The organism is Streptomyces sp. NPDC051136 (genome assembly GCF_044455745.1).
Classification (GTDB): Bacteria; Actinomycetota; Actinomycetes; order Streptomycetales; family Streptomycetaceae; genus Streptomyces.
This window is the reverse complement of sequence record NZ_JBITFE010000012.1, coordinates 68,924-87,145: the sequence shown is the minus strand read 5'-3', so window position 1 is coordinate 87,145 and position 18,222 is coordinate 68,924. Positions and strand designations below refer to the sequence as shown.

The following is an 18,222-nucleotide window of genomic DNA, read 5'->3' as shown; positions in this document are numbered from 1 at the left end:
GCCCACGCCCGGCAGGGGTCAGAAGACCACCAGTGCCCGCCCGCCCTTGCCCGCCAGCATGTTCTCGAAGGCCGCCGGGATGCCGTCCAGCGCGATGCGTTCGGTGACCAGCGCACCGAGGTCGAGGCGGCCGGCGCGGACGTGTTCGGCGAGGACCGGGAGGTCCCGGGCGGGGTCGGCGTTGCCGTAGACGCAGCCGGACAGGGTGCGGCCCCAGTGGAAGATCTCCAGGGCGTTGAAGGTGACCTGCTGGTCCTTGCCGCCGATGCCGACGACCGTGGTCCGGCCGCCACGCCGGGTGGACTCCCAGGCGGCGCGGATGGTGGTCGCGCGGCCGACGCACTCGACGGCGACGTCCACGCCCTGCTTGCCGGTGAGGGCGCGGATCTCGCGGGCGGTGGTGTCGGAGGCGAGGAGGTAGTCGGTGGCGCCCGCGGCGCGGGCCAGCTCCTCCTTCTCGGGGGACACGTCGACGGCGACGATCGTCGACGCCCCGGCGATCCGTGCCGCCTGGAGGGTGGCCAGACCCACTCCCCCGACGCCGAAGACCGCGACCGTCTCACCCTCGCGGACCCGCGCCGAGTGGTGGACCGCGCCGTAGCCGGTGAGGACGGCGCAGCCGAGGAGCGCGGCCTCGGTGAGCGGGATGCCCTCGGGGGCGGGCAGGACGCAGGACGCGGAGACGACCGTCTCCTCGGCGAACGCGGCGACGTTCAGTCCGGGGTGCAGGTCGGTGCCGTCGTCGGCACGGCGGGCGTGCACGTCGGCGGCGCCGGCCAGGGCGTTCGCGCACAGCCAGACCTCGCCGAGCGCGCAGGCGTGGCAGGAGCCGCAGGACGGCGCCCAGTTGAGGACGACGTCGTCGCCGGGGGCGACACGGGTGACGCCCTCGCCGACGGCGACGACGGTGCCGGCGCCCTCGTGGCCGAGGACGGCGGGCAGCGGCACGCGCATGGTGCCGTTGGACAGGGACAGGTCGGAATGGCAGACCCCGGCGGCGGCGAGCTTCACCCGGACCTGCCCCGGGCCGGGCTCGGGCAGGTCGATCCCGGTGACCTCCAGCGGGGCACCGATGGCGGGTACGACGGCGGCGCGGACTGCGGTACGGACGGCCATGAGGTGGGGGCTCCCCTGCGGGCTAGAACTGGAGGGACTTGGTCTGGAGGTACTCGGCGAGGCCGTGGGCGCCCAGCTCGCGGCCCACGCCGGACTGCTTGTAGCCGCCGAAGGGCGCCAGCGGGTTGAACCGGCCGCCGTTGATGTCGACCTGGCCGGTGTCCATCCGGCGGGCGAAGGCGACCGCCTCGGCCTCGTCCCCGGCCCAGACGGCACCCGCCAGGCCGTAGACCGTGCCGTTGGCGATGCGCAGGGCGTCGTCTTCGTCCTCGTAGCGCAGGATGGACAGGACGGGGCCGAAGATCTCCTCCTGGGCGATGGTCATCTCCTCGGTCACCTCGGCGAAGACCGTGGGGCTGACGAAGTAGCCCTGCTCGCGCGGCGCTTCGGGGCCGCCCGCGACCAGGCGCGCGCCCTCGGCGACGCCCTTGTCGATGTAGCCGCGCACCCGCTCCTGCTGCTTGGCGTTGACGACCGGGCCGATCCGGTCGCCGTACTTCGCGGCGGCCTCGGCGGCGAGCGACACGGCCTCGTCGTAGTGGTCGCGGTGGACCAGCATGCGGGTCCAGGCGCTGCACGTCTGGCCGGAGTTGGACATGACGTTGGCGACGCCGACGTTGACGGCCTTGGCGAGGTCGGCGCTCGGGAGGATAACGTTGGCGGACTTGCCGCCGAGTTCGAGGGCGACCCGCTTGACCGCGGCGCCCGCGGTGGCGCCGATCCGGCGGCCGACGGCGGTGGAGCCGGTGAAGGAGACCAGGTCGACGCCGGGGTGTTCGGCGAGCGCCTGACCGGCGACCGGGCCGAGGCCGGTGACCAGGTTGAAGACACCGGCGGGGACGCCCGCCTCGTGCACGGCCTCGGCGAAGAGCTGGGCGGTGAGCGGGGTGTCCTCCGCGGGCTTCAGCACGATGGTGCAGCCGGCCGCGAGCGCCGGGGCGGCCTTGGCGACGATCTGGTGGAGCGGGTAGTTCCAGGGGGTGATGGCGCCGACCACGCCGACCGGCTCGTGGTGGACGACGGAGTTGCCGACCTTCTCCTCGAAGGCGTACGTCGCCGCCAGCTCGGCGTAGGACCCGGCGACCGCGATCGGGGCGCCGGCGTGCACGGCCTGCGAGAACTTCAGCGGGGAGCCGAGTTCGGCGGTGACGGTCTCGGCGATCTCGTCCTTTCGGGCCACCAGGACGTCCCGCAGCGCGGCCAGGCGGGCGGCGCGCTCGGCCGGCGGCGTGGCGGCCCAGCCGGGCAGGGCGGCGCGTGCGGCCCGTACGGCGGTGTCGACGTCCAGGGCGTTGCCGGCGGGGACGCGGCCGATCACCTGCTCGTCGGCCGGGTTCACGACCTCGATCGTGTCCCCGCTGTCGGCGGGGCGCCAGGCCCCGTCGATGTACATGCCGTCGTGTGCCTTCATCGCGTTCCTTCCGGGCGGGCCTCGTCGTGCGGCCCAAACTAGCGCCGATAGTTTTACGGCACCAGGGGCTGCCCCGATGGTGGCGCGGGTCACCCTTCCGGCGTGCGCGATTCCGGCGGGGTCACTCCTCCAGCTCGGGCAGCCGCGCCGGGGCGGGGCAGATGCGGTCGCCGTGCTGGTCGAACACGAACAGGTGGGCGAGGTCGACGAGGAGGGGCACCTGCATGCCGTGGCGGAGGTCGATGTCGGGGGTGGTCCGGACGATCAGGTCGCCGGGGAGGCGGCCGTCGGGCGCGGCGACCGCGGGTCCGGGTTCCTCTGGTTCGTCCATCACGACGACCGGCCCGGCGCGCAGGGCGCCCGCCCGTTCCCTCAGCCGTTCCAGGACCGTGCCGTCGCGGCGTCGCCGCCTGACCGGGCGGGTGGCGGGGCGCGGCGCCTCCAGGTCGGGCACGACGGCCGGCTGCGAACCGGTGTTGAAGTGCACGAGGATCTCGTGCCCCTGGAACTCGACGTGTTCCACGAGCCCGGTGAGCAGCACCTCGCCGGGGCGGGCGGACGAGGGTTTGGCGATCCGCACCGCCTCCGAGCGCAGGCCCACGATCACCTCGCGGCCCTGCTGGACGCGGAGCAACTGGTGGTCCAGCGAGAGCGGTTCGGGCAGCCGCAGGAACTGCTTGCCCAGACTGATGGTCATCGCCCCGTCCAGCGGCGCGCGCACCAGGCCGCGCAGCAGGTTGATGCGCGGGGTGCCGATGAAGGCGGCGACGAAGACGTTGCGCGGCAGGGCGTAGACGGCGCGCGGGGTGTCCACCTGCTGGAGGACCCCGCCGCGCAGGACGGCGACGCGGTCGCCGAGGGACATGGCCTCGGACTGGTCGTGGGTGACGTAGATGGTGGTGACGCCCAGCTCCCGGGTGAGCCGGGTGATCTCGGCGCGCAGGTGGTTGCGGAGCTTGGCGTCGAGGTTGGACAGCGGCTCGTCCATGAGGAAGGCGGTGGGGTGACGGGAGATGGCCCGGCCCATGGCGACCCGCTGGCGCTCCCCGCCGGAGAGCTGGGCGGGGAAGCGGTCGAGCAGGTCCTCGATGCCCAGCATCCGGGCGGTGGCGTCCACGCGGGGGGTGTGGTCGGTCTGCGGGTCCTCGACGCGCAGCGGGAAGCCGATGTTCCCGCGGGTGGTCATGTTGGGGTACAGGGCGAAGTTCTGGAAGACCATCGCCATCCTGCGCTCGGCCGGGAGCAGGTCGTTGGCGTACGCGCCGTCCAGCGACAGCTCCCCCTCGGTGATCTCCTCGAGCCCGGCGATCATGCGCAGCACGGTCGACTTGCCGCAGCCGGAGGGACCGAGCAGGACGAGGAACTCGCCCGGCGCGATGTCCAGCGACAGCCGGTCCACCACGCGGACGCCTCGCGCGTAGGTCTTGCTCACGTCGTGCAGGGAGATGGCGCGTGTCATGGAGGTGCCCCCGGGGCTCACTGAGCGCTGGTGCTCCGCGGTCGGTCGCCCTCGTGCGGGTCGTACGGGGCGTGTGAGTCACGGAAGTTAACGGACTGTGCCCGGCCGGGGGAAGACACCGGACGACATCTCGGAGGACCGTCCATCTGGTGAGAAAGCGGACGGCCGGATTCAGGCCTTGGAGCGTCTCACGTGGTGATCAAGTCGGCTGCGTGGCCGTCGGCTCGGCCACCGGGTCCGTCGTCGTTCAGCGGTCCGACGAGTCGTCCGCGTCGTCGTCCGGGTCGTCGTCCGCGCCGCTCCGGCCGTTCGAGCGTCCGGAGCGGCCGGAGCGGGAGGAGCGGGAGGAGGAGCGCACCAGCTCGTCCGCCACCAGGGTCGTCTCGCCACCGCGCGGGTCCGGGACGGGCCGCCGCGGGCCGCCCGCACGACACAGGCGCAGCCGCCGACGGCGAGGAGCAGGACCACGGACAGCAGGAGCAGGAGCAGGAGCAGGAACAGGAACATGCTCACCCCTTCCTTTCCCGGCACGGCCGGCCGGCACCGGCCCGGTCCGCGCCGTCCTGCCCCACGGGCGTCCTGCGCCGGCCGGCCACGTCCGCCGAGGGGGCCCGCAGGGCGACCCCCGAGGAGAGCAGGAGCAGAGCGCCGAGCATGACGAACGGCGCGGCCACGCCCGCGACGCCCGCGATCAGGCCCGCGGCGGCGGGGGCGGCGACCTGACCGAGGCGGTTGCCGGTCAGGCGCAGCGCGAGGGCCGTGGAGCGCGCCTCGTCGGGGGCCGCCTGCACGACGGTGGTCATGGACAGCGGCTGGCCGACGCCCAGGCAGAACCCGAGGACGACCAGCATCAGGGCGAGCACCCACACCGGCACCGGCAGCGCGACCCCGGCGCACAGCAGGGCGGCCAGCAGACAGGTGACGGTGAGCAGCACCGTGCGGCCGAGCAGCCGCAGCAGGGGCGTCAGCACCAGTCGGCAGGCGATCGTCGCGGCGGCCCGCAGGCTGAGCAGTACGCCGATCACGGCCGGGGAGATCCCCCGGTGTTCGCCGACCACCGGCAGGTAGGCGGTGAGGATGTCGGTCGCGGAGAGCACGGACAGGCTGATCAGGATGCCCGCGGGCACACCCCGGGCGCGCAGGATGCCGCTCACGGGGACGCGCGTGCCCCGGGCCGCACGGGAGCCGGCGGCGACCGGGTGCTCGATGCGCCACAGGGACGTGCAGGCGACCGCCGCGCCCGCGCCCGCCACCAGCAGGGCGAGCGCGCTGCTGCCGGCCATGTCGGGGCCGCCGATGAGCGCGCCCGCGGCGATGGGGCCGATCAGCTGGCCGAGCGAGGCACCGATGGTGAAGTGGCCGAAGTTGCGGTCCTGTTCGTGCGGCGCGGACTGGCGTGCGACCAGCGACTGGGCGCCGATGACGAAGCAGAGGTGCCCGAGGCCCATGACGCCGCTCCACAGGGCCATCGTCCACAGGGACCCGGCGGCACCGCTCAGCGCGCAGCCCCCGGCGATCAGGACGACACCGACGGGCAGCAGCGGCGCGCAGCGGCCGTGGTCGGTGCGGCGGCCCAGCGGAACGGCGGCGAACAGCGGCAGCAGCGCGTACACACCGGCGATGACGCCGACCGCCCGTTCGTCGGCGCCCAGCGCGAGGGCCCGGTAGGAGACGGCGGGCCGGGCCATCGACACCGCCCCCTGCGCGAAGCCGAAGGCGATGACGAGGCGGAGCAGCCAGCCGCGGTTCCCACCGGGCGCCATGATCGTGTCCCCTTCTGATGGTGTGCGACGGTCAGATGATGCCGAACACGATGCCGGCCGCGAGGATCACCAGGCTCGTCAGGACGGCCCACTTGACCACGAACCGCGTGTGGTCGCCGAACTCGACCTTGGCCATGCCGACCAGGACGTACACGGCCGGGACGAGCGGGCTGGACATGTGCAGCGGCTGGCCGACGATCGAGGCGCGGGCGATCTCCAGCGTCGACACGCCGTGCGCCTGGCCGGCTTCGGCGAGCACCGGCAGGACGCCGAAGTAGAAGCCGTCGTTCGACATGAAGTAGGTCAGCGGCAGGCTCAGCAGACCGGTGACCAGGCCCATCTGCGGACCCATGCCGTCCGGGATGGTGTCCACGAGCCAGTTGGCCATGTGGTCGACCATGCCGGTGCCGGTGAGGACGCCGGTGAAGACGGCGGCGGCGAAGACCATGCCGGAGACGTTGAGGACGTTGTCGGCGTGGGCCGCGATGCGGGCCTTCTGGTCGGGGACGCGGGGGAAGTTGACGGTGAGCGCGAGCGCGGCGCCGACGAGGAAGAGCACCGGGATCGGCAGCAGCTCCATGATCATGGCGGTGAGCAGCGCGACGGTCAGCAGCGCGTTGAACCAGTACAGCTTCGGACGCAGGGTGGGCCGGTTCGGGTCGAGACCCTTGAAGTCGTCCTCGGAGGCATCGGAGGCGTCGGAGGCGTCCGCCGCTTCGGACGCGCCGTCCCGGCCGGCCGCCGCGCCGCCACCGCCCGCGCCGCCGTGAGCGGCGCCGGAACCCGCGCCGGAACCCGCACGCGCACCGGACGCTCCGGAGGCGGCACCCGCACCCGCACCCGCGCCGACCAGCACAGCCTCGGTCTCCGCCTCACGTGCCGGCGCCTCGCCCAGCGACAGCGTGCCCAGCCTCCTGCGCTCGCGCACACCGAGCACGTACGCCAGGACGAGGACCGCGACGAGGCCGACGGCCAGGGCCGGGATCATGGGCACGAAGATGTCGGTGGCGTCGACCTTCAGCGCGGTGGCGGCGCGGGCGGTGGGGCCGCCCCAGGGCAGCGTGTTCATGACGCCGTTGGCCATCGCGGCGACGCCGGTCATCACGACCAGGCTCATCTTGAGCCGCTTGTACAGCGGATACATCGCCGAGACCGTGATCATGAAGGTGGTGGAGCCGTCGCCGTCCAGCGAGACGATCGCGGCGAGCAGCGCCGTGCCGACGACGATGCGCATCGGATCGGCCTTGCAGAACCTCAGGATGGCCCGGACGATCGGATCGAAGAGCCCGACGTCGATCATCACGCCGAAATAGACGATCGCGAACATGAGCATCGCCGCGGTGGGGGCGAGGCTGGACACGCCGTCGATGACGTAGTCGCCCAGATGGGCGCCCTTGCCGACGATCACGCAGAACAGCGCGGGAATCAGCACGAGCGCCGCGATCGGCGACATCTTCTTCATCATGATCAGGACCAGGAAGGTCGCGATCATGGCGAAGCCGAGGATGGTCAGCATGTGTGAGTACCTAACGTTCGCCCTTGAACATCCCACCGGGGCAGGCGGTGCGAGCGACGTTAGGTGGCGCGAGGGAGCGTTAACAAGACGTTGACATGCGAGCAATAAGCGCAGAACTCCAGGTCACAGCTGTGCGCCGGTCAGCGGTGTGAGCGTCACGGGTACGCCGTTGAGGACCGCGTTGCCGGAGAGCGGGTCGAGCAGGCTGCCGTCGAGGAGCTGGTTGACGTTGACGCCGGGGTCGGTGGCGGCGTGTGTCTGGCGGACGCCGGGCCGGTCGTGCCCCCAGCCGTGCGGGAGGCTGACCACGCCGGGCCGGACGGTGTCGGTGATCTCGGCGGGCGCGGTCACCTCGCCGCCGGCGCCCTTGACGTGTACGGACTGCCCCTCGCCCACGCCGAGCCGTGCGGCGTCCTCGGGGTGCAGGTGCACGGTGCAGCGGTTGGAACCGCCGGTGAGGGCGGGGATGTTGTGCATCCAGCTGTTGTTGGAGCGCAGGTGGCGGCGGCCGACGAGGACCAGTCCTGCGGGGCGTCCGGCCTCGGCCAGGGCCCGCCGCAGACGCGGCAGGTCGGACGCGATCGGCCCCGGGAGCAGTTCCACCTTGCCGCTGCGGGTCTTCAGCGGCTGCGGCAGGCGGGGGCGCAGCGGGCCGAGGTCGATGCCGTGCGGGTGGGCGAGGAGACGCTCCAGGTTCAGTCCGTCCGGCCGGGCGCCGAAGCCGTCGCCGTAGGGGCCGAGGCGCAGCATCAGGTCGAGGCGCCGCTCGGGGCCGTTCTCGCCGGTGAGCCGGGCGGCCAGTTCGCCGGGGTCGCGGCCGTGCACGGGTGAGTGCGGTTCCCGTACGGACTTGGCGAGGGTCTGCTCGATCACCATGGCGTCGACGGCGGCAGGGTCGGTGCCGTGCATGCCGCCGACGGCCAGGGTGAGCCGGGCGAGGATCTCCGTCTCGGCCGTCCTGCCGGGCTCCAGCGGGACGGCGGGGCGGGTGTAGCGGACCTGGTTGCGCACGGCGAGGGTGTTGAAGGCGAAGTCGTGGTGCGGGCTCTGGGCCGGCGGGGGCGGCGGCAGCACGACGTGGGCGTGACGCGAGGTCTCGTTGAGGTAGGGGTCGACGCTCACCATGAAGTCGAGGGAGTCCAGCGCCTTGTCGAGCCGGTTCCCGTCGGGGGCCGACAGGACGGGGTTGGCGGCGATCGTGAGCAGGGCGCGGACCGGCTCTCCCGCGTCGGTGACGGTGTCGATCTCCTCCGCGAGGGCGGACAGGGGCAGTTCGCCCTTCGCCTCGGGGTGTCCGCTCACCCGGGAGTGCCAGCGGCCCAGCGCGAACCCGCGGCCGGGGCCGGCGGGGCGCGGGGTGCGGTCGGTGGCGGCCTGCGGGAAGAGGGCGCCGCCGGGCCGGTCGAGGTTGCCGGTGAGGATGTTGAGGACGTCCACGAGCCAGCTGGCGAGCGTGCCGTGCGGGACGGTGCAGCTGCCGATGCGGCCGTAGACCGCGGCGGTGGGGGCGGCGGCGAGCTCCCGGGCGAGGGCGCGCGTCACGCCGGCGTCCACGTCGCAGGCGGCGGCGACGGCCTCGGGGGTGAAGTCCCGTACGGCCGCTTCGACTTCGCCGACTCCGGTGACGTGCGGTGCGAGGGCGCCGAGGTCGACCAGGTCCTCCGCGTACAGGACGTGGACCATCGCGGCCAGCAGCAGCGCGTCGGCGCCGGGGCGGATCGCGACGTGCCGGTCGGCGAGCTTAGCGGTGCGGGTGCGGCGCGGATCGACGACGGTGAGGGTGCCGCCGCGGGCCTTCAGCGCCTTGAGCCGGCCGGGGAAGTCGGGTGCGGTGCACAGACTGCCGTTGGACTCCAGCGGGTTGGCGCCGATGAGCAGGAGGTGGTCGGTGCGGTCGAGGTCGGGCACCGGGATGGCGTTGGCGTCGCCGAAGAGCAGGCCGCTGGAGACGTGCTTGGGCATCTGGTCGAGCGTGGACGCGGTGAAGAGGCTGCGGGTGCCCAGGGCGCCGAGCAGGAGGTTCGGGTAGAGGGCGCCGGCCACGGTGTGGACGTTGGGGTTGCCGAGGACGACGCCCACGGCGTGCGGGCCGTACCGCTCGACGACCGGACGGACACCGGCGGCCACCGCGTCGAACGCCTCCTCCCAGGTGGCCTCGCGCAGTTCGCCGTCCCGGCGCACCAGGGGCGTGCGCAGCCGGTCGGGATCGGAGTCGACGGCCCCGAAGGAGGCGCCCTTGGGACAGACGAAACCGCGGCTGAACACGTCGTCGCGGTCGCCGCGGGCGGCGGTGACCGCGGTGCCCTCGACGGTGAGGACCAGGCCGCAGGTGGCCTCGCACAGAGGGCAGATACGCAGGGCGGTGCGGGACACGGGTCCTCCCGGACGGCGACGGTGGGGCTTCCTGCCCGGTGAGCATACCGACCGGTAGGCATGTTGGGGAGGGTCCGCGCGCACCCCGTCGGCCGGGCGGGGATGCCGTGCACCGCTCGCGGCCCGTAAGCGGAGCACGCGCCCCGGGTTCCGCTCGCAACCCGTCAGCCGAGCACGCACGCCGGGTCCACCCATCGCGCCCCGTAGGCCGAGCACGCACGCCGAGGTTCACCGATCGCGGCCCATAGACCGAGCACCCGCGGCAGGCTCTGCTCACGGACCCAAGCCCCAGCACCCGCGCCGGAGTCCACCGCTCGCGGTCCGTCAGTCGAGCACGCGCCCCAGGTAGGCCCGCAGCAGTTCCCGGGCCTCCTCGATGATCTTCTCGTCCCCGTCCGGCACCACTCGGAAGGCGAGCTGCACGAGGGTGTCGGCGGTCTCCACGGCGACGAGGAAGACGCGGCGCAGGTCGTCGTCGGGGCGGCGGCCCAGGTAGCCGGAGAGCAGTTCGGTGAGCCGCTCGGCGACCCGGTGGTTGGGGACGGCGTGCCGGTCCCCGACCGGGATCTGGTTGCCGAAGTCGATCAGGGAGAAGCCGGGCGCGGTCCGCTTCATCGCGAGGTACTCGTCGAGCACGGCGTCCAGCGCACCGCGCCAGCCGCCGTCGCCCGTCTCCGTCAGCCGCTCGGTCACGCGCTCCGCGTAGCGCTCCAGGTTGCGCTGGGCCAGCGCGTCGGCCATCTGCCGCTTGTTGCCGAAGAAGCGGTACACCGACCCGATGGGAACGTCCGCGCGCAGGGCCACGGCCCGGGTGCTCAGGGCGTCGTAGCCGACCTCGTCGAGGAGGTCCGCACAGGCGTCGAGTATCCGGGTCAGCCGTTCGGCGCTGCGCCGCTGCACGGGGGCGCGGCGGAGCGGGGGTGTGGGGCGCACGCCGCTCATGATGCCCTCCGGAGACGGCCGGGTGTACCGCGGCCTCCGGGATGGCCCCGGAAGGCGGTCCGGAGGCCCCGGGCCCGGGGGCGGCCGGCGGTCGCGCTCACCGGTCGGCCGCCGGTCCGGTGACCGACCGGTCCTCGATGTCCGACGGCTGCGTCGCCCCGGTCGGCTCGGCGTCCGAGGCGGTGATGTCCGCCGTGCTCTCGACGGGCTCGCCGTCGACGGCCCAGACGGTGCCGTCGTCGGCGTACAGGCGGACCGTGAGCTGGTGCGTGCCGCGCGGGACCAGGCCGGCGGCGAGGCGGTAGCGGGGGCCGCGCAGGCGGGTGAGGAGGTCGCCGTCGAGGAAGAGGTGGGCGACGCCGCGTCCGGCCACGGCCTTCGCCCCCGCACCCTCCGGCGAGAACCTGAAGCCGCGGACGGTCACGCGGACGTCCCAGCTGTCGTCGGCCTCGGGCTGCACCTCGATGCCGGCCTCGGGCGCGTGCTCGGCGTCCACCTCGCGGTAGCGCCGGCCCTCCTCGTCGGTGGCGTCGAGCAGCCTGCCCACCGGCGTGGCCGAATCCCCGGCCTCCGGTCCACCCCCGTCACCGGAGTCGCAGCCCGCCGATCCCGTCAACACCAGGACACAGACCGCGAGCACGGCGAGTACTCCCCGCGTCCACGACATGACGGGAGAATAGAACACGGGTCCGACTGCCCGGATCATCCGGGGGTCCGGTTCCGGTCATCCTCCGGGCGGACGACGGAGCGGGGCCGGAGCGGGGAAGTCCTCTTGTGCCCCCTTGCGCGACGGAAACCGCAATCCTACGGTGTGCCATAGGAATCGGGTCGCGAGGATTCGGGCTGTGAGGGAGCGAGCGATGAGCGGGGACGCGCGGAAGACCGCGGAGGGGCTGGCCTATCTGTCCGGTTTCGGCAACGAGCACAGCTCGGAGGCCGTGCCGGGCGCGCTGCCCGAGGGCCGGAACTCCCCGCAGCGGGCGCCCCTGGGCCTGTACGCGGAGCAGCTGAGCGGCACGGCGTTCACGGAGCCGAGGGCGCACAACCGGCGCTCGTGGCTGTACCGGATCCGCCCGTCGGCGGCGCACCCCGCGTTCACCCGTTCGGGCAACGGCACGATCCGCACGGCACCCTTCAACCAGGCCGTACCCGACCCGAACCGGCTGCGGTGGAATCCGCTGCCGGTGCCCGGGCCCGCCACGGACTTCGTCGAGGGGCTGTGGACGCTCGGCGGCAACGGCGACGCGACCCAGCGCACCGGCATGGCCGTGCACCTCTACCACGCGACGGCGTCCATGGAACGCGTCTTCAGCGACGCGGACGGCGAGCTGCTGATCGTCCCGGAGCGCGGCGGGCTGCTGCTGCGCACCGAGTTCGGGCTGCTGCACGCCGAGCCGGGTCACGTGGCGCTGATCCCGCGTGGGGTCCGCTTCCGCGTGGAGCTCCTGGACGGGGACGCACGCGGATACGTCTGCGAGAACTACGGGGCCCCCTTCCAGCTCCCCGACCTGGGCCCGATCGGCGCCAACGGCCTCGCCAACGCCCGGGACTTCAAGGCACCGGTCGCCGCGTACGAGGACGACGAGGGCCCCGTGGAGGTGGTCAACAAGTTCTGCGGCAACCTCTGGACCGCCGAGTACGGCCACTCCCCGCTGGACGTCGTCGCCTGGCACGGCAACCACGTGCCGTACGTCTACGACCTGCGCCGCTTCAACGTCATCGGCACCATCTCGTACGACCACCCGGACCCGTCGATCTTCACGGTGCTCACCTCCCCCTCGGACACGCCGGGCCTGGCGGGCGTGGACTTCGTGGTGTTCGCGCCGCGCTGGCTGGTGGGCGAGGACACGTTCCGGCCGCCGTACTTCCACCGGAACGTGATGAGCGAGTACATGGGCCTGATCGAGGGCGCCTACGACGCCAAGGCGGAGGGCTTCGTGCCGGGCGGCGGCTCGCTGCACAACATGATGTCGGCGCACGGTCCCGACCGGGACACCTTCGACCGGGCGAGCGCCGCCGAGCTGAAGCCGCAGCGGATCGACGACGGGCTGGCGTTCATGTTCGAGACGCGGTGGCCGGTGACCCTCACCCCGCAGGCGGCCCGCGCCGAGCATCTGCAGCAGGGCTACGACGACGTCTGGCAGGGCCTGGAGCGGCACTTCCACCCCTTGCACTGAGGAATCCCCTACCGGTACGGATGGCCCGTGACCTCCTTCGCCCCGGACTCCATCGTCCTGAACCGCAAGCTGCCGCTCTGGTACCAGGTGTCGCAGTCGCTGCGCGCCTCGATACTCGGCCGCTCGCCCCGGGACCCGCTGCGCCTGCCCACCGAGGAGCAGCTGGCGGGGCACTACGGGGTGAGCGTGCTGACCATGCGGCAGGCGCTGAAGGAGCTGGAAGACGAGGGGCTGATCACCCGCCACCGCAGGCGGGGCACGTTCATCGAGCCGCACGCCCGGCGGGGCGCCCCGGTGCGGCTGCTCGGCTCGGTGGACGCGATCGTGGCGCAGCAGTCCGGCATGAAGGCGGAGCTGCTGGACCACGGCACCGCCGCCGTTCCGTCCGAACTCGCCGAGTGCTTCCCGCAGCTGGCCAAGGTGGCGACGTACCACCGGCTGCGCTGCGACGAGAAGACCGGCGAGCCGACCAACCACGCCCGCAACTACGTCCGTCCGGAACTGGCCGAGCGGATCGACGCGGACGACCTCGCCCGGTGGCCGATGACGAAGGTGCTGCGGGACGTGGTGGGCGTGGACATCAGCCGGATCACGGACACCGTCGAGGCCCGGCTCGCGGACCCGGAGACGGCGCGGCTGCTCGAAGTGCCGCTGCTCAGCCCGATCCTGCACTACACGGGCATCACGTACGACACCGCGGGCCGGGTCCTCGACGTGGCGGTCATCCACTACCGGGGGGACCGCTTCTCCTTCACGGTCACCCTGGACGCCACCTGAGGCCGGGGCGGTCCGTCGTACGATGCCCGGCGTGACGCACGACGACGCTCCGCCGCTGGCGGACCTCATGCCGTGGTCCGTCGCACCGCCGCGACTCGGACGGGGGTGGCCGGCGGCGCCCGACGCGGCGGCCCTGAGGGCCCGCTGGGACGCGCTGGTGAAGGTTGAGGGGCCGGACCGCGCGGCCCTCTTCGAGCCCACCCGTTCGCGCACGCCGCACTCGGCGGTCGGGCGGCTGCCGGGCGGCTCCGGGGGCACCGAGCGGCTGGCGCGTACCTCGGGACCGTGTCCCGAACCGGTCCGGGTGCTGCGGGCGCCGTTCGACGAGCAGTGGCTGATTCCCGACCACCGGCTGATCGACGCGGCCCGCCCCGAGCTGTGGCGGGTGACGGACGAGCGTCAGGTCTTCGTCGTGGAGACGCCGGAGGCCGCCGGTCCGCCGCTGCTGCTCGCCACCTCGCTGCTGCCGCTGTTCGGCCCCGCCCGGATCCGCCCGCTGCACCGCCGCCCGGGCGGCGCGGAGCCGAACCTCGCCCCGGGCCTCCTGGACCACCTGGCCGCCCGGCTCGGGGCCCGCCCCGCTCCGCTGGACGTGCTCGCCTGGTCGGTGGCGGCGGTGCGGCCCGGCTCGCTGGTCCCGCTCACCGCGGACCCCGCGCTGTGGGAGCGCGGAGTGGAGCTGGGCCGGCGCGCCCTGTGGCTGATGCGCCGCGACGGGGAACGCCCCAAGCTGCCCGGCGGCCGCCGCCCGTACGTCCGCGCCCCGCTGCCGCCCCGCCCGGCGGCGTTGCGCTACGACCGGGACGACGAGGCCCTCCTGCTCGACGAGGGCCGCGTCTCCCCGGTGCCGCCCGGTGCCTGGGACTTCGAGGTGGGCGGGGTGCGGGTGCTGGAGCAGTGGTGCGCCGTGCGCATGGCCGAGGGCGAGCCGGGCACGCTGACGGCGATCCGCCCGGCCGGCTGGCCGCAGGCGTGGACGTCGGAACTGCTGGAGCTGATCACCGTGCTCGCGCTGCTCGCCGAGGTCCGGGACCGGTGCCGGGAGTTGGCGGTCACGGACGCGATCACCGCGGGCGAGCTGCGCGACGCGGGGGTGCTGCCGGTGCCGGCGGCGGCCCGCCGTCCGGCCTCCGTCCTGGACGACCGCGAGGAAGGGCCGGAGGGCCAGCTGGCACTGCTGTGACGCACGGGGCCCGCCGGCCCGCCGGTCCCCCTTAGGCGAACCCGTCCAGCACCCGCGTCAGCGCCCGCTCGAAGACCGCCTCCAGGTCGATCGGCCCGGCGTCCTCGGCGAAGGACGCCGCCAGCCGCGGGTAGGCACCGCTCGCGACCTGCCGGCCGAGGTAGGCGATGCGCGCCGCGTTCTCCTGCTCCTCGGACCAGGGCAGCGAGCGGGTGCGCTCGGCGGTGGCGATCTCGTTGCTCACGTACGTCGTCACGACGCCGTTCACCATCGCGACCAGCTCCATCTTGGTGCCGTACGGCGCCTCGAAGGAGTCGAGGCAGGCCAGGCAGTGCTCCAGGTACCGCAGGGCGTTGGGGCTGAAGCCGTAGACCGGGGACATCAGGCGGGGCAGCCAGGTGTGGCGGTGCATCAGGGCCCGGGTCCGGTGGGCCACCCGGATCATGTCCGCGCGCCAGTCGCCGCTCGGCTCCCACAGCTCGTGCTCGCCGCTGACGGCGTCCATCATCAGCTCGTGCAGGTCCTCCTTGCGGGGGACGTAGTTGTACAGCGACATGGTGCCGCAGCCCAGTTCACCGGCCACGCGGCGCATCGAGACCGCGTCCAGGCCCTCGGCGTCGGCGATCCGCACCGCCGCGGCCGCGATGTCGGCGCGGGTGTACGCCGGTCTCGGCCCCCGGCCGGTGCGCTCGGGGCGCGACCAGATCACTTCGGGTACGGCCGCTCGGCCCGCCATCGTGCATCACCTCGGCCACCATCCTAGTTACGTACAGCGTACGTAGTGCGCTATGGTCGACCCATGACTACTACGTACGCTGTACTTAGTGAAGGTCTGGAGAAGCGCTTCGGCGCCGTACGCGCGCTGCGCGGACTGGATCTCGCCGTGGCCGAGGGCACGGTGTGCGGGCTGCTCGGCCCGAACGGGGCGGGCAAGACGACGGCGGTGCGCCTGCTGACCACCCTGCTGCGGCCGGACGCGGGCTCGGCGCGGGTCGCCGGGCACGACCTCGTGCGCGAGGCCGCCGCCGTCCGCCGCCGGATCGGGGTGACCGGGCAGGACGCGTCGGTGGACGGGGACCTCACCGGCCGGCAGAACCTGCGGCTGTTCGCCCGGCTGCACCGGGTGCGGAGGGCGGCGGCGCGGGCCGACGAGCTGCTGGACCGCTTCGGGCTGGCCGAGGCCGCGGACCGGCCCGCCGCCACGCTGTCCGGCGGCCAGCGCCGTCGTCTCGACCTGGCCGCGAGCCTGGTGCGCCGTCCCGACGTGCTGTTCCTGGACGAGCCGACGACCGGCCTCGACCCGGCCAGCCGCAACCGGATCTGGGACGCGGTGCGCGCCCTGAAGGCGGACGGCACCACTGTGCTGCTGACCACGCAGTACCTGGAGGAGGCCGACCGCCTGGCCGACGACATCGCCCTGGTGGACCGGGGCCGGGTGGCCCACACCGGGTCGCCGGCCGAACTCAAGGCGCTGGTGGGGGCGTACGCGGAGGCGGTCGTCGCGGACCCGGACGCCCTGGTGCGGGCGGCAGCGGTGCTGGACCGGCTGACCGGCTCGGAGCCGGTGCTGGACCACGAGCGGCGCACCGCCGGTGCGGTCAGCACCGATCCGACGCTGACCCTGCCCCGCCTGGTGCGCGAACTCGACGCGGCGGGGGTCCCCCTGGTGGACGCGGGCCTGCGGCCGCCGAGCCTCGACGACGTCTTCCTCCGCCTGACCGGCGGCGACGGCGGCGACGTGGGCGACGGCGGCGAAGGCGACGGCAGTGGCGGCAGTGACGACAGCGAGGAGCTGGTGGCATGAGTACGGTGACGACGGGCTCGTACGGCTCGGCGTACGGGCTGGCGCACGACGGAGCGGCCATGCTGGGCCGCCAGTTGCGGCGGGTGCGGAACAACCCGGGGCTGATGGTCCTCACCCAGACCATGCCGGTCACGATGCTGCTGTTCTTCGGCTACGTCTTCGGCAGCGCGCTGGCGATGCCGGGTGAGGAGTACCGCACCTTCCTGGTGCCCGGACTCCTCGTCGCGACGGCGGCGAACGGCATCATGACGGGGATGTTCCAGGCCGCCCAGGACGTCCACCGGGGAGTGACGGACCGCCTGCGGACGCTGCCGGTGAACCGGGCCGCCGTGCCGCTCGGGCAGTCGGTCGCCGACGTGCTCGTGACCGCCGCCGGGACGGTCCCCCTGCTGCTGGTCGGGCTCGCGGTGGGCTGGCGGACGGAGGGCGGCGCGCTCGGCGCGGCGGGCGCGGTGGCGCTCCTGCTGCTGTTCCGCTTCGCGACGACGTGGATCGGGATCTTCCTGGGACTGCTCACCCGCAGCGAGGAGGCCGCCGGCCAACTGGGCAGCGCGACCTTCGTCCTTCCGCTGCTGTCCAACGCGTACATCCCGACCGAGGGGCTGCCGGGCTGGCTGCGCACGGTCGCGGAGTGGAATCCGATCAGCGCGGTGACCACGGCGCTGCGGGACCTCTTCGGCAACGCCGCCGTGCCGGACGAGGGCGCCTGGCCGGTGACGCATCCGGTCGCGGGCTCGCTGGCCTGGTGCGCGGTACTGCTCGCGGTGTTCGTCCCGCTCGCCGTGCGCCGGTACGCGCACGGGGGCCGCTGAGCGGGTGTGGCCGCGTCACCGCCGACGGGGGACGGCGGGACGGGAACGCGGTACGGGGGGTGAGAACGCGTGCGGGACGGGCGCGTACGGAGTCGGGTGTACCGGGGACGGCCCGCGCTCGGGGAGCACACCGGGACGCGCCGCGTGCCGTGGGAATGACGGACGGGTGCCGCGGCGCCACGCCGGGAAGGTGTGACCTCCGGCGCGCGGGCCTCAGTTGCCGCCGAACAGCGAGCGGCGCAGTCGACGCAACGGCGCGAACAGCGAGACCCGGCGTACCCGGGCGCCCCTGTTGCTGCGCTTGTGCGCGGGCTCACGCGCGGTCAGCTCGCGCATCAGCGACGTCGCCTCCACGGTCTCGCGCGGCGGGAGGGCAGGCCCTCCGAGTACCGCGAGATGACGGTCGAGGCGCGAGCTGGTCGCGCTGCTCCCGCAGGTGATCGCAGGGACCCTTGCCCTGCTGCGCACTGTTATCTGTTCCATGTCACTCCCCACCCGTACGAGTCCACCCGGCCCGGGCAGGGTAACCCTATCGCCCCGGTACGGCATGCGTGTATCGCGGTCACAGGATTCACCTTCCCCGTAAGGGGGTTGACGATTACTCTCCGAATCGGAGAGATTCCAGGGCGAGTTGGACAACCCGCCACTCGTCGGCGCGGTCGGCCTCCGGCCGGCCCTCCGACCGGCCCGACGGTCACCGCGCGTTACCCGGGGGAGCCGGTGGAGCGGTGCAAGCCGGAGGCCCTCAGTGGCGTGTCGCCGTGGCACGGCCCCGGCGCCCACGGACGCGCCGCCCCCGGGCACCCGGGGGCGGCGGGAACGTGGGCGATCTCACGTGGGCGATCTCACGTGCGCCCCTTCACGCGTTCCCCGGCGCGGGGACCTGGAG

General features: G+C 73.6%; 16 protein-coding genes. 5 read left to right on the top strand and 11 right to left on the bottom strand.

The genetic code is table 11. The features are described 5' to 3' along the window. Positions 1-18: 18 nt before the first annotated feature. From ACIBCJ_RS30545 to ACIBCJ_RS30505, 9 genes are all read right to left on the bottom strand, one after another. A complete protein-coding gene (locus tag ACIBCJ_RS30545) occupies positions 19-1,116 on the bottom strand; it encodes a Zn-dependent alcohol dehydrogenase (RefSeq protein WP_365980639.1) in 1,098 nt (365 codons plus the stop codon). 22 nt (positions 1,117-1,138) lie between these two features. Beyond that, positions 1,139-2,527 carry an aldehyde dehydrogenase family protein gene (locus ACIBCJ_RS30540; protein ID WP_362104315.1) on the bottom strand — a complete coding sequence of 463 codons (1,389 nt, stop codon included), beginning with the start codon at positions 2,525-2,527 and terminating at the stop codon, positions 1,139-1,141. 121 nt (positions 2,528-2,648) lie between these two features. Continuing rightward, entirely contained in the window at positions 2,649-3,986 is a 1,338-nt protein-coding gene (locus tag ACIBCJ_RS30535) for an ABC transporter ATP-binding protein (RefSeq protein ID WP_362104313.1), read from the bottom strand. Between the two features lie 247 nt (positions 3,987-4,233). Then, complete coding sequence (locus ACIBCJ_RS30530) at positions 4,234-4,359, bottom strand: hypothetical protein (protein WP_365980640.1); 126 nt, start codon at positions 4,357-4,359, stop codon at positions 4,234-4,236. A 136-nt stretch (positions 4,360-4,495) separates the two neighbouring features. Further along, positions 4,496-5,749 carry an MFS transporter gene (locus ACIBCJ_RS30525; RefSeq protein WP_365980641.1) on the bottom strand — a complete coding sequence of 418 codons (1,254 nt, stop codon included), beginning with the start codon at positions 5,747-5,749 and terminating at the stop codon, positions 4,496-4,498. Between the two features lie 31 nt (positions 5,750-5,780). After that, positions 5,781-7,265, bottom strand: coding sequence for a citrate:proton symporter (locus ACIBCJ_RS30520; protein ID WP_365980643.1), 1,485 nt, complete (start codon positions 7,263-7,265; stop codon positions 5,781-5,783). A 123-nt stretch (positions 7,266-7,388) separates the two neighbouring features. After that, entirely contained in the window at positions 7,389-9,638 is a 2,250-nt protein-coding gene (locus ACIBCJ_RS30515; protein WP_365980644.1) for a molybdopterin oxidoreductase family protein, read from the bottom strand. A gap of 324 nt (positions 9,639-9,962) precedes the next feature. Further along, positions 9,963-10,580, bottom strand: a complete 618-nt coding sequence (locus tag ACIBCJ_RS30510) for a TetR/AcrR family transcriptional regulator (RefSeq protein WP_133887941.1) — start codon at positions 10,578-10,580, stop codon at positions 9,963-9,965. Between the two features lie 97 nt (positions 10,581-10,677). Further along, positions 10,678-11,247: a hypothetical protein gene (locus tag ACIBCJ_RS30505; RefSeq protein ID WP_362104301.1), complete on the bottom strand. Its 570-nt coding sequence runs from the start codon at positions 11,245-11,247 to the stop codon at positions 10,678-10,680. 193 nt (positions 11,248-11,440) lie between these two features. On the opposite strand from ACIBCJ_RS30505, the gene hmgA reads away from it, so the two are divergent. From hmgA to ACIBCJ_RS30490, 3 genes are read left to right on the top strand one after another with little or no spacing between them, the layout of a single operon-like run. Next, the gene (hmgA, locus tag ACIBCJ_RS30500; RefSeq protein WP_362507150.1) at positions 11,441-12,757 is read left to right on the top strand and encodes a homogentisate 1,2-dioxygenase; all 1,317 of its coding nucleotides are present in this window, start codon (positions 11,441-11,443) and stop codon (positions 12,755-12,757) included. 27 nt (positions 12,758-12,784) lie between these two features. Next, entirely contained in the window at positions 12,785-13,534 is a 750-nt protein-coding gene (locus ACIBCJ_RS30495) for a GntR family transcriptional regulator (RefSeq protein WP_365980645.1), read from the top strand. 22 nt (positions 13,535-13,556) lie between these two features. Further along, the gene (locus ACIBCJ_RS30490; protein WP_365980646.1) at positions 13,557-14,717 is read left to right on the top strand and encodes a type ISP restriction/modification enzyme; all 1,161 of its coding nucleotides are present in this window, start codon (positions 13,557-13,559) and stop codon (positions 14,715-14,717) included. A gap of 31 nt (positions 14,718-14,748) precedes the next feature. Here the strand turns inward: ACIBCJ_RS30490 and ACIBCJ_RS30485 are convergent, their stop codons facing one another. Next, complete coding sequence (locus ACIBCJ_RS30485; RefSeq protein WP_362104293.1) at positions 14,749-15,453, bottom strand: TetR/AcrR family transcriptional regulator C-terminal domain-containing protein; 705 nt, start codon at positions 15,451-15,453, stop codon at positions 14,749-14,751. A gap of 63 nt (positions 15,454-15,516) precedes the next feature. Between ACIBCJ_RS30485 and ACIBCJ_RS30480 the strand changes: the two genes are divergently transcribed. Continuing rightward, the gene (locus tag ACIBCJ_RS30480; RefSeq protein ID WP_365980647.1) at positions 15,517-16,521 is read left to right on the top strand and encodes an ATP-binding cassette domain-containing protein; all 1,005 of its coding nucleotides are present in this window, start codon (positions 15,517-15,519) and stop codon (positions 16,519-16,521) included. Beyond that, on the top strand, positions 16,518-17,333 hold the full coding sequence (locus tag ACIBCJ_RS30475) for an ABC transporter permease (RefSeq protein ID WP_362104289.1): 816 nt from the start codon (positions 16,518-16,520) through the stop codon (positions 17,331-17,333). Before ACIBCJ_RS30480 ends, ACIBCJ_RS30475 begins: the two co-directional genes overlap by 4 nt. A 213-nt stretch (positions 17,334-17,546) precedes the next feature. Here ACIBCJ_RS30475 and ACIBCJ_RS30470 read toward each other — a convergent pair whose 3' ends face one another. Beyond that, positions 17,547-17,816 (bottom strand): hypothetical protein, encoded by a 270-nt coding sequence (locus tag ACIBCJ_RS30470; RefSeq protein WP_003977105.1) that lies wholly within the window; start codon positions 17,814-17,816, stop codon positions 17,547-17,549. Positions 17,817-18,222: the final 406 nt, after the last annotated feature.

What these genes read in the sequence shown, in the direction of transcription:
- ACIBCJ_RS30505 (WP_362104301.1), bottom strand. Translation starts at nt 11,247, where the DNA reads ATGTCGTGGACGCGGGGAGTACTCGCCGTGCTCGCGGTCTGTGTCCTG.
- ACIBCJ_RS30520 (WP_365980643.1), bottom strand. Translation starts at nt 7,265, where the DNA reads ATGCTGACCATCCTCGGCTTCGCCATGATCGCGACCTTCCTGGTCCTG.
- hmgA (WP_362507150.1), top strand. Translation starts at nt 11,441, where the DNA reads ATGAGCGGGGACGCGCGGAAGACCGCGGAGGGGCTGGCCTATCTGTCC.
- ACIBCJ_RS30540 (WP_362104315.1), bottom strand. Translation starts at nt 2,527, where the DNA reads ATGAAGGCACACGACGGCATGTACATCGACGGGGCCTGGCGCCCCGCC.
- ACIBCJ_RS30510 (WP_133887941.1), bottom strand. Translation starts at nt 10,580, where the DNA reads ATGAGCGGCGTGCGCCCCACACCCCCGCTCCGCCGCGCCCCCGTGCAG.
- ACIBCJ_RS30480 (WP_365980647.1), top strand. Translation starts at nt 15,517, where the DNA reads ATGACTACTACGTACGCTGTACTTAGTGAAGGTCTGGAGAAGCGCTTC.
- ACIBCJ_RS30470 (WP_003977105.1), bottom strand. Translation starts at nt 17,816, where the DNA reads ATGGAACAGATAACAGTGCGCAGCAGGGCAAGGGTCCCTGCGATCACC.
- ACIBCJ_RS30545 (WP_365980639.1), bottom strand. Translation starts at nt 1,116, where the DNA reads ATGGCCGTCCGTACCGCAGTCCGCGCCGCCGTCGTACCCGCCATCGGT.
- ACIBCJ_RS30535 (WP_362104313.1), bottom strand. Translation starts at nt 3,986, where the DNA reads ATGACACGCGCCATCTCCCTGCACGACGTGAGCAAGACCTACGCGCGA.
- ACIBCJ_RS30525 (WP_365980641.1), bottom strand. Translation starts at nt 5,749, where the DNA reads ATGGCGCCCGGTGGGAACCGCGGCTGGCTGCTCCGCCTCGTCATCGCC.
- ACIBCJ_RS30485 (WP_362104293.1), bottom strand. Translation starts at nt 15,453, where the DNA reads ATGGCGGGCCGAGCGGCCGTACCCGAAGTGATCTGGTCGCGCCCCGAG.
- ACIBCJ_RS30490 (WP_365980646.1), top strand. Translation starts at nt 13,557, where the DNA reads ATGCCCGGCGTGACGCACGACGACGCTCCGCCGCTGGCGGACCTCATG.
- ACIBCJ_RS30475 (WP_362104289.1), top strand. Translation starts at nt 16,518, where the DNA reads ATGAGTACGGTGACGACGGGCTCGTACGGCTCGGCGTACGGGCTGGCG.